We start from the raw sequence: 12,339 nt of genomic DNA on the forward strand, positions 1-12,339 counted from the left end.
TCACCTCATTAATTATTAACTATGTTATTTATTGCATCGAATACTTCGGTTTCTGAACCATTCTTTAATATTTTTACAAAATCTTTGTGAACCAATTTACGACTAAGCTTTGCTAATAATTTCAAATGTTCGTCTGCTTGGTCATCGGGAACTAATAAACTAATAAATGTATTTACGGGTTTGCCGTCAAGTGAGTCCCATTCAATATCTGAACTGCTACGGCCAAATAAAATTGTTGCACTTTTAATGTTATTTGAAAGTGCATGTGGGATAGCAACTCCATTGCCAAAACCAGTTGTTGACTCTTCTTCACGTTCTAGGTAATCTTTAACTAATTCAGACTTATCATTAATTATATTTATGTTAAATGCTAAGTCTGCTAACGATTCCATTATTTCTTTTTGGGTTGAACCTTCTAGGTTCATGTTTATGTGATTGATTTCAAAAATACTCATATGTCTTGGCTCCTTTGTTTGTTCTATTTGATTTCAAATACATTGTATGAGAAAACGGTTACATTTTTAATGTGCAAATTGTCACTAAGGTGTGACAAAGGAATTTTGTTAGTTGCTACTGTCAAAATTATGAAAAGTCTTCCTATTACTGGTAGAATAGAGAAGCAAATAAAAAAAGAATATGGTGAATTATGGAACTAAAAGATATGTATGGGAATGTACTTGTCGGTACAGTTACAGACTTAAATAAAGATGAAGCTTTTGTTCAAATCGAAGGTAATACTTTTGCTTTGAAGTTAAGTGAATTAAATGAGATCCCTGAATTAGGGGATGAGATGGCTGGTTTTGTGTATGAAAATCAGTCTCGTAAAAATCGTATGACTACTAATCTTCCAGGTGTTTTACAAGGTGTTTGGGATTTTGCAAAAGTAACCGAGGTCAGAACGGATCTTGGTGTTTTTGTAGATATTGGATTAGACGATAAAGATATTGTTGTTTCGTTAGATGATCTACCATTAGAGCACTCCGAATGGCCCAAAAAGGGAGATACACTAATGGTTAAACTAGTTATAGACCACAAGGGACGTTTATGGGGAAAATTAGCTGATTTAAATATTTATATGCAATTAATGCGTAGTGCTAATTTGGAAGACAAAAATAAAAATAAAGAAGCTACTGTTATAGCTATTAGAAATTCTGGTACTTTCGTCATTACAGAAGATTATTATCTAGGGTTCATTCATCAAAATGAACAAGATGGACCAATGCATATCGGCCAACATGTCACAGCGCGTGTAATTGGATCAAGTCATAGAAGATTGAATCTATCAATGAAACCTCGTGCTTATGAAGAAATAAGCCCTGATGCTCAAATGATTATGGCTGTTTTGGAACATGCTAGAGACGGTAAAATTCCATATACAGATAAAAGTGATCCAGATTCAATTCGTGAGTATTTTGGTATTAGTAAAGGTAGTTTTAAGCGTGCTTTAGGTAACTTGATGAAGCAAGGTAAAATTGAACAAAAAGATGGTTATACTTATTTAAAGTAGGGTGATTATTTGGATAAAACACTAAAAAATCAAGCTATGTTAGATGCTTTGAATGATTATTCGCGTTTCTTACGATTAGATCGTGGTCTTTCGAAAAATACAATTATTTCATATCATCAAGATTTATATGAGTACAGTTGTTATTTGGAAAAGAACAATATAAGCAGTTACCCTAAAGATCATTTTTTAGTGACTAATTTTTTTGTCGACCAAGACAAACAAAAAAAGTCCAAAACATCTCAAATGAGAATGTTTTCGGCTTTAAAAAAATTCTATCAGTGGTTAGAACTGACGGATAAAATCGAAAGTAATCCGATGAATGAGTTGGATGCTCCTAAAAAGGGCTCTCATTTACCGGTTGTTTTGTCGATGGATGAAGTTGATTCATTAATAGAATCACCTGATATTTCTATGCCTCTAGGTGTACGTGATCGGGCCATATTTGAAGTGATGTACGCAACTGGATTACGTGTAAGTGAACTGGTCAACCTTTCGATGGATGATCTTCATTTGGATCTTGGTCTTATTAAAACCTTGGGAAAAGGTGATAAAGAAAGACTTTTACCAATTGGAGATACTGCTATTAAATGGTTAAATAAGTATTTTGATGAGACTAGAAATCAATTAGTGGATAAATATGGAGCTCAAAAAGAAGTTTTTTTGAATTTTCGTGGCAAAAAGTTAACTCGTCAATCCATTTGGAGAATGATAAAAAAATATATTCAAAAAGTTGGTATTAAAAAAGATGTTACACCCCATACATTGAGACATTCTTTTGCAACTAATCTCTTGGAAAATGGAGCTGATCTTCGGGTAGTACAAGAGTTACTCGGACATTCAGATATTTCTACAACGCAAATTTATACGCATATTAATAAAACGCAAATGAAACAAGTTTACAATAGAGCGCATCCACGGGCTTAATTGGAGGAATTATGCTAAATAAATATAGTGATGAAAATAAGAAGATAGCTATGGGATTCCTTTCATATATTCCGGATTTAAAAGATATGGATAATATGGAACAGGAACTTAGATTGTATGCTGAAGATGATAATCGACAATTATATTTATGGAAGAGTAACCTTGAAGATTACTCTGGAATAGTTGCTTTGTCTTTTTCTGAGCATACGGTCTTTGTTGAGTATATTTCTTTAAATCCTTCATATCGCTCTCAAAGTAATATGTATAAAATATTGGATGAAATTCAGCAAAAATTTTCTAATCAAACTATTCTCGGTAATTTTAATCTTGTAAAATTGATCAAAGGCTGGCACAATAAGCAAGCTGAGGAAGTGTCTGAAGAAGAATGAAAAAATTGAACTTGATTTTGACCGATTTTGAAGGTCCAATTGATTTATTATTACATCTTATTAAAGAATCTAAAATTGATATTTACGATATTCCAATTGCACAGATAACACAGCAGTACTTGGACTATCTTAATAAGATGAAAGTTTTAGAGTTAGATATTGCCGGAGATTACTTAGTAATGGCTTCTACACTCATGTCTATTAAAAGTAAAATGTTACTTCCAAAGGCACCTGATGAATTTGATGATGATGAATTAGAAATGGATGATCCAAGAGATCAATTGGTTTCTCAGTTATTGACTTATCAAACATTCAAACGTGTTTCTGAATATTTTTCCGAAAAGGAAAAAATACGTAGGTTGTCATTTGATAAAGATGTAAGTATTTCGCAAATTCCGGTTGAGAAATTTTTATTACCAGATTCAATAGCTTTAGATGATTTAAAAGAGACCTATATGGATCTTTTGATCAATCAGAATAATCGTCAGCCACAGACTGAAATTATCCAGAACGAAACATTATCTATTGAAGATGCAGAAGAAAATATTTTGCAAAAATTAACTACAGTTAAAAAAACTAACTTTCAATCACTTTTGAAACTTCATAATGATATTGAAGAAGTTGTTACTAATTTTATGGCTATTTTAGAAATGGTCAGGAAGCAACAGGTTTTAGCAATACAAGATGGATATCAAAGTGATTTATTTATTGAATTGAGGAATTAAATGTGTATCAAGCTAAAATTATGGCTTTGCTTTTTGTAGCAGGTGATCAAGGTATTAAAGAAAAAGATTTAGCTGAATTATTAGAAATCGATCGTGCAGCATTAAGGCAAAGTATTGAACAATTGAAGATTAAGTTAATGAGTGATCAAGATTCTGGTATTATGCTTTTTCAATACAATACTTCATATAAGTTGATAACAAAAAGCGAATATAGCGAATTGTTGACAAAGTATTTTAAGACAGGTTTAGGTACAAAACTAAGCCAAGCTGCTTTAGAAGTATTATCGATAATTGCTTATCGTCAACCAATTACAAGAATTGAAGTTGATGAAATTAGAGGTGTACAAAGTTCAGGTAGTATAAATACTTTGTTGGCTCGCAAGTTGATCAAAGAAGATGGGAAAAAAGATGTTATCGGTCATCCCAATCTTTATGTTTTGACAGATGAATTTTTTGATTATTTTGGAATAAAGAGTATTGAAGAACTTCCTAAAATTGAAAAGTTTGAAGATTATAAAGAGGAATAATAAATGGTAGAAACCAATAAAGTAAGATTACAAAAGGCTATGGCAGACGCTGGTATAGCTTCAAGAAGAAAATCAGAGGAATTAATTGCTGGTGGACATGTTTTAGTTAACGGTAAAGTAGTTAAGGAAATGGGTGTTAAAGTTGATCACCACGATAAAATAGAAGTTGATGGTGTTCCTATTCATAACGAAAAGAAACGTTATATTTTGATGTATAAACCTAGAGGAGTCATTTCCGCGGTTAAAGATGATAAGGACCGTAAAGTTATTACAGATTTATTGGAAGAAGACTTTAGAGAACGTGTTTATCCAGTAGGTAGATTAGATTATGATACTTCAGGATTGATCATTTTAACTAATGATGGTGATTTTGCCAACAAATTAATGCATCCTAAATATCATGTCGAAAAAACTTATGTTGCTAAAATAAAGGGCATTTTAGCACTCGAAGAAATAAAAAAACTAGAGCGTGGGATGAAGCTTAAAGATTTCAAGACGTCACCAGCTAAAGTTCAAGTAATGTCTAAAGATATGAAAAAAGGAACTTCAATTGTTAAGTTAGTTATTCATGAAGGACACAATCATCAAGTTAAGAATATGTTCGCAGCTGTGGGTCATCCAGTTATTAAATTATCTCGTGAAAAATATGGCTTTTTGACTCTAGATGGCCTCGTATCAGGTAAATATCGTGATCTTACAAGACAAGAAGTCGCTAAGTTGAAAGATAGGAAATAATTTGTTATAGTTAGTTTGTTAAAAATTTAATAAGTTGGTTTTCAGGGCAGGGTGAAATTCCCGACCGGCGGTATAGTCCGCGACCCAGGTTTTCCTGGTTGATTGGGTTTAATTCCCAAACCGATAGTAAAGTCTAGATGAAAGAAAACAGATTAGGTCTGTTTTGGTGTGCCCAAAATAGGCCTATTTTCTTTGGAAATCGGCAAGGAAGGTTGATTTTATGGGAAAGAGTACTTATAAGTTTCAAGAAATGGTAACTATATCTATTTTTGCGGCATTTGCGGCAATAATTATGTTTTTCGAATTCCCGGTATTACCATGGTTCCCATTCTTGAAAGTTGATTTAAGTGATATAGTCACAATAATTGGAACGATTTTTTATGGACCTGTTGGGGGAAGCTTGATTGCTTTGATCAAGGCTTTAGTACATTGGTTGGTAACCGGATCAGGAGTTGCTGGAATAATTGGAAATGGTGCTAATGTAATTGGAGCAATTGCTTTGTTACTACCATTTGGTTACTTCTGGAAGAGAAGTAATAAGACAATGGCAATTATTACCGGTACTATTTCGATGACGGTCGTAATGTCAGTTTTGAATTATTTTGTTATTATGCCACTTTATATTAATGTAATCGGCATGCAACTAAATATGAGTTTGGCAAAATATGTAGCAACTGGAGTTATTCCATTTAATATCGTTAAGTCATTGATCATTTCAGTTGGTGTTTTAGTTGTTTATCCGCGTCTAAAGGGTCATTTTGTTAATAAAACTGTAAACTAGTGATTCTTTAGAAATCTTTAAAGAATAAATTGTAATTTTTATGATATGCTTTAAGGGGTAGAAATTAGGAGGTTGGTTTTCAATGGCCGAGAACAACAAAAATAACACTTCTGGTGAAAATATCCCCAATTCAACTGCTGGATTAGAAGGATCAGTTAGTCAAGAAGATTTAAAGAAATATCATTTGATTCCATCAGATGATAATGAAAATATTCAAGATAATCAAAATGTAGAACAATATCAAAATGAACCGGTTCAAGACAATCAAGATAAACAAGAACCTGTTGCTCCAGTTATTCCTGTATCTTCAAATGATGATCACTTGCATAGAAGTCAGGCAGAACCTGATCATTTGGAACAATCTGAAGAGTCACAAGAAATACCACAGGAACAACCAGATCAAAATCAATACGATCAAATTGAGTCGGAACCAAAGGATCAAGAGCAAGATTTAAATTCTAATCCGGTCGAACCTGAATCAAATCAACCTGAGGAAGCTGAATCAAAAGAAGAAGCTAAGCCTTGGGAAAAGAGCTTTGATGATGATAATGATGAAAGTGGCCATGTTTCAAGAGCTGTAAGTAAGAAAAAGCAACGTGGAAATCATACTTTAGTAACTACTTTAGTTATTGCTCTGATTGTAATTATGTTTGCACCAGTTGTTATTAATGCGATGCATAGTAACAGTGGTGGTGATTTAGATAGTACTCAATCTGAGAAGTCTGTTGAAAGTAAAGATAAGAGTTCAAAGAAAAAGGCTAAGCCTAAGAAAAAGAAGAGCGACACTAATAAGTCATCAGAAAAGAAGACTACTAAGAAGAAGTCAAATTCTGAGACTGATAATGATGCCAATACTTCTAACGATACATCTAATCAATCAACTGATTCAGACAGTCAAGATACTACAACAACTGATAATTCAGCAAATCAAGCAACTACTGGTACTGCTTCAAATAATAACGGTGGAAATGCTAATTCTGGTACACAATCAGATACATCACAATCACAAAGTAACAATACTAGTTCAACCAATGATTCTTCAGCATCAGCATCTACTTATACAGTAAAAGCCGGTGATAATTGGTTTAGAATTGCTTATAATAATAATATGACTACTGCTCAATTGAAGGGCTTAAATGGTGGAGTTTCTACTTTGACACCAGGTACAACATTAAGATTAAAATAGAAGTTTAAGAAGGGTCTTGGACATTAAATTGTCGGGCCCTTTTGTTAAGGAGAGAACTATTAATGCAAATTGCTATCGATGGACCGGCTTCAGCTGGTAAGAGTACTATTGCTAAATTAATTGCTAAAAATCTAAATTTTGTTTATTGTGATACAGGAGCAATGTATAGAACTGTCACTTTACTTGCAAAAAAGAATCAATTAGATTATGGTGATGAGTCAGGTATTTTAAATTTAATGCGTGATCATAAAATTTATTTTGTTAACAAAGAAGATGGACAACATGTCTTCTTGGATGATGAGGATGTATCAGATGTTATCCGTACCGAAGAAATCACTAATAACGTTTCTCAAGTTTCAGCTATTAAAGAAGTAAGAACACAATTAGTTGAAATGCAACGTAAAATGGCTGACAATACTAATATTGTCATGGATGGCCGTGATATTGGTACAACTGTTTTACCAAATGCTGAAGTAAAAATATTTTTAATTGCCAGTGTTTCGGTTCGTGCTCAAAGAAGATTCAAAGATAATCAAGAACGTGGAATTGATGTTCCATTAACACAATTAGAAGACGAAATAGCTACTCGTGACTATAAAGATTCGCATCGTGAGATTTCTCCGTTGAAAAAAGCGGATGATGCAATTGAAGTAGATACTTCTAATATGACGATTGAACAAGTAGTTGACCGTGTAACAGAAATTGTTAATGAAAAAAAGTAAAATTTTAAAATAAGAGGAGGTAGGTTTATGGCTGTTCCTGTAGTTGCATTAGTAGGACGTCCTAATGTTGGTAAATCAACGATTTTTAATCGTATTATCAATGAACGTCTATCTATTGTTGAAGATACACCAGGTGTTACTAGAGATAGGATTTATGCTAGAGCAAGTTGGCTTGGAAAAGAGTTTAGATTGATCGATACCGGTGGTATTGATATGAGTGGTGAACCATTGACTGTTCAAATCAAGAACCAGGCTGAAATTGCAATTGATGAAGCTGATGTTATTGTCTTTATCGTAAATGGTCAAAATGGTGTTACAAAAGAGGATGAGGATGTTGCTAAAATACTTTACAGAACTAAAAAACCTGTAGTTTTAGCAGTTAACAAAGCCGATAATCCCGAACAACGTCAAAATATATATGACTTTTATACTTTAGGCTTTGGTGATCCAAATCCAATTTCTGGTGCTCAGGGTACCGGTGTTGGTGATCTTTTAGATGAAATAGTTCATGCGTTTCCAGCTGATGCCAAGCATGAAGAAGATGAATCTGTTAAATTCAGTTTTATTGGACGTCCTAATGTTGGTAAATCCTCATTAGTTAACGCTATCCTTGGTGACGAGCGAGTTATCGTTTCAAATATGGAAGGTACTACTCGTGATGCGGTAGATACTAAGTATCATGATGAAAAATTGGATAAAGATTTTACTATTATTGATACTGCTGGTATTAGAAAACGTGGTAAAGTTTATGAGAATACTGAAAAGTACTCTGTTTTGAGAGCTTTAAGTGCAATTGATAAATCCGATGTTGTTTGTGTTGTTTTAAATGCTGAAGAGGGTATTCGTGAACAAGATAAGCGTGTTGCGGGTTATGCACATAATGCTGGTAAAGGTGTAATTATTGTAGTTAATAAGTGGGATGCCTTGAAAAAGGATACTCATACAATGAAAGATTTTGAAAATCAGATCAGAACTGAGTTCCAATATCTCTCATATGCTCCAATTCTTTTCACTTCTGCGGTTAAAGGCCAAAGATTGGATCAAATTCCAGAATTGGTTTCAAAAGTTTATGACAATCGACAAAGAAGAATTCAATCTGCCATTCTTAATGACTTATTGTTGCGTGCAACTTCTATTGCACCAACACCAGTTGTTAACGGTAAAAGATTGCGTATTTATTACATGACACAAGTGGCGGTTCAACCACCAACATTTGTTGTGTTTGTTAATGATAACGAATTATTGCATTTCTCATATGAACGTTTCTTAATTAATCAATTAAGAGACACATTTGACTTTGAAGGAACACCTATTAAAATCTTGCCTAGAAAGCGTAAATAATCCTTAATTGACGCTAATTTGGAAGATTTTAGGCCAATATTTTAAATAAATTTAGAATTCGCCCATTTTAAGGGGTTAAAACTTGCCACAGCCTTGGTGCTATGGTATTTTGAATAATGGAATGATGAACACAGTCGTCGTTCATGTGTTCTAAATTATTTATACAAATCTCCGGAGGTATTATGTATGGCAAATAAAGCAGAACTTATTGATAGTGTTGCAAGTAAAACAGGTTTAACAAAGAAAGATGCAACTTCAGCAGTTGATGCTGTTTTTGAATCAATCCAAGAAAACTTATCAGAAGGTAACAAAGTTCAACTAATTGGCTTTGGTAACTTTGAAGTACGTCAACGTGCAGCTCGTAAGGGTCGCAACCCACAAACTGGTGAAGAAATTAAGATTCCTGCAAGCAAGGTTCCTGCATTCAAACCAGGTAAGGCTTTGAAAGATTCAGTTAAATAGTTATTTTTGGGGGCGGTCGATTGACCGTCTTTTTTATGTTTAAAATTATGGAGGTAAATTTGTGAGTAAAGCAAATGAAGTAATTGAAAATATTGATGCGGGTGATTTTAGTGATGTAGATGGCCTCATCCAATCATCAATTGAACAAGACGACGACCAAACACAATTTTCTTTAGCAGAGACATTACTTAGTAGAGGGCTCTCAGTTCAAGCTAGAGTAGTTTATGAAGCATTATTAGTACATTATCCAGATGAGGGGCAAATCCTCTCTAGGCTTGCTGAAATTGCTGTTTCAGATGGTGATTCTGATAAAGCCTTGGATTATATAACAAAAATCGAACCTGATGATGATGCTTATGCTGAAAGTTTGCTAGTTTCAGCTGATATATATCAATCACAAGGATTGTACGAGGTTAGTGAGCAAAAGCTTTTAACTGGAATTAGAGAGTTTCAAGATGAAGATGTTTTCAAGTTTGCTCTAGCGGAATTGTATTTTGATGAAAATAAGTTTGATAAAGCATTGGTTTACTACGATATTTTGTTAGATGCAGGTATCGACAACTATTCAGGAATTTCAATAGTTTTGCGTAAAGCTAGTTCTTTAGCCGGAACTGGTGAATACGAAGCAGCAATTTCAGAATTTGAACAACTAAATGCTATTGAATTGAATGAAGATGCTCAATATCAATTAGGATTTTTATATAATCAAGTAAAAGATTATAATAAGTCTGTTAAAGTTTTAGAAAAATTGCTTGAAATAAACCATGATTATCCAACCGCATATAGCATTTTAGCTGATGATTATTTAAATCTTAAGAGAAATGAAGACGCCTTTAAGTATGCACAATTAGGACTGAACTTGAATGAGTTAGACGAAAATCTCTATATGATTGCTTTTGAAGCTGGAACATCAGAGAATCTTTCTGAATCTTTGAGTTTAATTGAAACTGGTATTAAGAAGGTTGAGAATCCTTTACCATTAATAATTAAACTAAGTGACTTTTATATTACTAGAGGTCAATTCAAAAATAATCTCGATCTGCTTGATGGAAGAGACTTAGCAAACAATCCTAAGTTAACTTGGAATTTAGCAAAATCATATTATGAAACAGATAATCAAAAGTTAGCCCAAGACAATATTTTGTTAGTATTCGATGAATTTAAGGATAATCTTGACTACTTGTCTGATGTCATTGAGATTTTACGCAGCAGCGGAGATAAACAAGTTCTTAAGGTTGCGGTTAAGATGTATTTGAAACTTGAACCAGACAATATTGATATGCAAGAATTATTAGAACAGATTTAAAAAAGGTGAGGTATTTTTATGCGTATGAAAGAACTTCCTGCAGACTTTAAAAGAGCTCTGCCAGTCTTAAAAGAAATTGAACAGGCCGGATATGAGGCCTATTTTGTCGGCGGAAGTGTACGCGACCATATTTTAGGTCTACCAATTCATGATGTGGATATTGCTACAAGTGCCTATCCAGAAGAAATAAAAGAGATCTTTAAACATACAGTTGATACTGGTATCCAACATGGGACGGTCACTGTACTTTTTGGCGGTTCATCTTATGAAATAACGACTTTTAGGACCGAATCGGGTTATCAAGATTATAGACGACCTGATGAGGTTACTTTTGTGCGTTCATTAGAAGATGATTTAAAAAGGCGTGACTTTACAATCAATGCGTTAGCTTTAGATCGTAATGGTGAAGTTATTGACAAATTTGACGGTTTAAAGGATCTTAATAATCATTTGATACGTGCTGTTGGTAAAGCAGAGGAACGTTTTAATGAAGATGCGTTAAGAATGATGCGTGCGGTAAGATTTCAATCACAGTTGAATTTTAGAATTGAAGATAAAACTGCTGAGGCTATTAAGTCAAATGCACATTTACTTGAGAAAATAGCTGTTGAAAGAACTCGTGAAGAGTTTATTAAAATGATGCTCGGACAAGCTTGGCAAATTGGCTTTTCTGACTTTTTAAGATTCAAATTATGTGAATTTGCTCCTGGTATGAGAGAACATAGCACTTTACTACATAAATTAATTGAATTGAAGCCTGTTGAGTTCTTAGATGAAGATTCGGTATGGGTAGCGATTGGATTTGCACTAAAATTATCAGATCATGATTTAAATAAATTATTAAGAGTTTGGAAAGTTTCAAATAAAACTAGAGAAACTAGTTTGGCAACATATGAGATGTTGGAATTATTTTCAAATCAAAATTTTGATATTTGGGAGATCTATAATTTAGGCATCGATAATTTTGAAAGAGCAGCTAAATTGTGTCAGTTGTTCAGTATCAAAATGGAATATGACAAAATCTCTAAGTCAATTGAGCAAATTCCTATTAAATCAAGTCATGATTTAGCAATAACTGGAAATGACTTGATTAAAATATTGAATATTACTCCTGGACCAGAAATTGGTAAAATGCTTAAAAACGTTGAGAAAGCAGTTGTTGAAGAAAACGTTTGCAATAATTTTGATGAATTAAAAGTTTATGTGTTAAGCAATCGTTAATGCTGTGGTATCATTAAGTTAATAAAGTATTGAAAGGGTGATAATATGTCAAAGCATGTATTTAAAGAATTGAAGTTCTATTTTAGAAATGATGATACTTGGACAGTAAGTCATAGTGAAATGAGCGATGTCTGGCTAAGTCGTGTTACAACAAGTTATGGACGTATTGCAGGAGGTAGAATGCAAGAGATCCATCCATGTAAGCGTTTTAGAATAGAGATTCTTCCAGATGCTGACTATATTAAAGATGCTGATGTTTCAACAGCTGCTATGGCCGATGGAATGTTCAACCGTATTATGAAGTATCAAGATATTGAAAAATGTGATCTTGTTTTTGAAGATGATGAAGATAAAGATCCATTGCAAATTTACTTCCCATTCAAGAAGAAGGATGCCGATGGATTGGATAACATTTATCAATCATCAGCTATCTCAAAGAAGAATGGCAATCTTTACTTAACAATCGATCCAGCACATACAGTGTTCGATTTGTACAAGAATGAACTTTAATAT

At 33.3% G+C, this 12,339-nt stretch carries 15 protein-coding genes and 1 riboswitch; of the genes, 14 read left to right on the top strand and 1 reads right to left on the bottom strand.

Features of this window, described 5'->3' with window-relative positions:
• Positions 1–8 precede the first annotated feature (8 nt).
• Positions 9–455 carry a PTS fructose transporter subunit IIA gene (locus FC72_RS01665; RefSeq protein WP_057764136.1) on the bottom strand — a complete coding sequence of 149 codons (447 nt, stop codon included), beginning with the start codon at positions 453–455 and terminating at the stop codon, positions 9–11.
• 191 nt (positions 456–646) lie between these two features.
• Between FC72_RS01665 and FC72_RS01670 the strand changes: the two genes are divergently transcribed.
• The 14 genes from FC72_RS01670 (at position 647) to FC72_RS01735 (ending at position 12,336) form a co-directional block, all read left to right on the top strand.
• Entirely contained in the window at positions 647–1,507 is an 861-nt protein-coding gene (locus tag FC72_RS01670) for a CvfB family protein (RefSeq protein ID WP_057764138.1), read from the top strand.
• A 36-nt stretch (positions 1,508–1,543) separates the two neighbouring features.
• On the top strand, positions 1,544–2,431 hold the full coding sequence (xerD, locus tag FC72_RS01675) for a site-specific tyrosine recombinase XerD (protein WP_057764220.1): 888 nt from the start codon (positions 1,544–1,546) through the stop codon (positions 2,429–2,431).
• Positions 2,432–2,442: 11 nt separating this feature from the next.
• Entirely contained in the window at positions 2,443–2,820 is a 378-nt protein-coding gene (locus tag FC72_RS01680; RefSeq protein ID WP_057764140.1) for a hypothetical protein, read from the top strand.
• Positions 2,817–3,545, top strand: coding sequence for a segregation and condensation protein A (locus FC72_RS01685; RefSeq protein WP_057764142.1), 729 nt, complete (start codon positions 2,817–2,819; stop codon positions 3,543–3,545). Before FC72_RS01680 ends, FC72_RS01685 begins: the two co-directional genes overlap by 4 nt.
• A 20-nt stretch (positions 3,546–3,565) precedes the next feature.
• Complete coding sequence (scpB, locus tag FC72_RS01690) at positions 3,566–4,072, top strand: SMC-Scp complex subunit ScpB (RefSeq protein ID WP_057764222.1); 507 nt, start codon at positions 3,566–3,568, stop codon at positions 4,070–4,072.
• A gap of 3 nt (positions 4,073–4,075) precedes the next feature.
• The gene (locus FC72_RS01695; RefSeq protein ID WP_057764144.1) at positions 4,076–4,807 is read left to right on the top strand and encodes a pseudouridine synthase; all 732 of its coding nucleotides are present in this window, start codon (positions 4,076–4,078) and stop codon (positions 4,805–4,807) included.
• Between the two features lie 33 nt (positions 4,808–4,840).
• Positions 4,841–4,960: riboswitch (FMN riboswitch) on the top strand.
• A 67-nt stretch (positions 4,961–5,027) separates the two neighbouring features.
• Positions 5,028–5,588 carry an ECF transporter S component gene (locus tag FC72_RS01700; protein WP_057764146.1) on the top strand — a complete coding sequence of 187 codons (561 nt, stop codon included), beginning with the start codon at positions 5,028–5,030 and terminating at the stop codon, positions 5,586–5,588.
• Positions 5,589–5,670: 82 nt separating this feature from the next.
• Positions 5,671–6,774 (top strand): LysM peptidoglycan-binding domain-containing protein, encoded by a 1,104-nt coding sequence (locus tag FC72_RS01705; RefSeq protein WP_057764148.1) that lies wholly within the window; start codon positions 5,671–5,673, stop codon positions 6,772–6,774.
• A gap of 62 nt (positions 6,775–6,836) precedes the next feature.
• The gene (gene cmk / locus FC72_RS01710; RefSeq protein WP_057764150.1) at positions 6,837–7,496 is read left to right on the top strand and encodes a (d)CMP kinase; all 660 of its coding nucleotides are present in this window, start codon (positions 6,837–6,839) and stop codon (positions 7,494–7,496) included.
• Positions 7,497–7,523: 27 nt separating this feature from the next.
• Complete coding sequence (gene der / locus FC72_RS01715; protein WP_057764152.1) at positions 7,524–8,837, top strand: ribosome biogenesis GTPase Der; 1,314 nt, start codon at positions 7,524–7,526, stop codon at positions 8,835–8,837.
• Between the two features lie 186 nt (positions 8,838–9,023).
• The gene (locus FC72_RS01720) at positions 9,024–9,299 is read left to right on the top strand and encodes an HU family DNA-binding protein (RefSeq protein ID WP_010623460.1); all 276 of its coding nucleotides are present in this window, start codon (positions 9,024–9,026) and stop codon (positions 9,297–9,299) included.
• Between the two features lie 61 nt (positions 9,300–9,360).
• On the top strand, positions 9,361–10,605 hold the full coding sequence (locus FC72_RS01725) for a tetratricopeptide repeat protein (RefSeq protein ID WP_057764153.1): 1,245 nt from the start codon (positions 9,361–9,363) through the stop codon (positions 10,603–10,605).
• A gap of 18 nt (positions 10,606–10,623) precedes the next feature.
• Positions 10,624–11,826 (top strand): CCA tRNA nucleotidyltransferase, encoded by a 1,203-nt coding sequence (locus FC72_RS01730; RefSeq protein WP_057764155.1) that lies wholly within the window; start codon positions 10,624–10,626, stop codon positions 11,824–11,826.
• Between the two features lie 45 nt (positions 11,827–11,871).
• Complete coding sequence (locus FC72_RS01735; protein ID WP_057764157.1) at positions 11,872–12,336, top strand: hypothetical protein; 465 nt, start codon at positions 11,872–11,874, stop codon at positions 12,334–12,336.
• The last annotated feature ends 3 nt before the right edge of the window (positions 12,337–12,339 follow it).

This window comes from Companilactobacillus tucceti DSM 20183 (assembly GCF_001434665.1).
In the GTDB taxonomy this organism is placed as follows: Bacteria; Bacillota; Bacilli; order Lactobacillales; family Lactobacillaceae; genus Companilactobacillus; species Companilactobacillus tucceti.

Excerpts from the sequence above, each read along its gene's own strand:
- FC72_RS01665 (WP_057764136.1), bottom strand. The coding sequence starts at position 455 with ATGAGTATTTTTGAAATCAATCACATAAACATGAACCTAGAAGGTTCA.
- FC72_RS01670 (WP_057764138.1), top strand. The coding sequence starts at position 647 with ATGGAACTAAAAGATATGTATGGGAATGTACTTGTCGGTACAGTTACA.
- xerD (WP_057764220.1), top strand. The coding sequence starts at position 1,544 with ATGTTAGATGCTTTGAATGATTATTCGCGTTTCTTACGATTAGATCGT.
- FC72_RS01680 (WP_057764140.1), top strand. The coding sequence starts at position 2,443 with ATGCTAAATAAATATAGTGATGAAAATAAGAAGATAGCTATGGGATTC.
- FC72_RS01685 (WP_057764142.1), top strand. The coding sequence starts at position 2,817 with ATGAAAAAATTGAACTTGATTTTGACCGATTTTGAAGGTCCAATTGAT.
- scpB (WP_057764222.1), top strand. The coding sequence starts at position 3,566 with ATGGCTTTGCTTTTTGTAGCAGGTGATCAAGGTATTAAAGAAAAAGAT.
- FC72_RS01695 (WP_057764144.1), top strand. The coding sequence starts at position 4,076 with ATGGTAGAAACCAATAAAGTAAGATTACAAAAGGCTATGGCAGACGCT.
- FC72_RS01700 (WP_057764146.1), top strand. The coding sequence starts at position 5,028 with ATGGGAAAGAGTACTTATAAGTTTCAAGAAATGGTAACTATATCTATT.
- FC72_RS01705 (WP_057764148.1), top strand. The coding sequence starts at position 5,671 with ATGGCCGAGAACAACAAAAATAACACTTCTGGTGAAAATATCCCCAAT.
- cmk (WP_057764150.1), top strand. The coding sequence starts at position 6,837 with ATGCAAATTGCTATCGATGGACCGGCTTCAGCTGGTAAGAGTACTATT.
- der (WP_057764152.1), top strand. The coding sequence starts at position 7,524 with ATGGCTGTTCCTGTAGTTGCATTAGTAGGACGTCCTAATGTTGGTAAA.
- FC72_RS01720 (WP_010623460.1), top strand. The coding sequence starts at position 9,024 with ATGGCAAATAAAGCAGAACTTATTGATAGTGTTGCAAGTAAAACAGGT.
- FC72_RS01730 (WP_057764155.1), top strand. The coding sequence starts at position 10,624 with ATGCGTATGAAAGAACTTCCTGCAGACTTTAAAAGAGCTCTGCCAGTC.
- FC72_RS01735 (WP_057764157.1), top strand. The coding sequence starts at position 11,872 with ATGTCAAAGCATGTATTTAAAGAATTGAAGTTCTATTTTAGAAATGAT.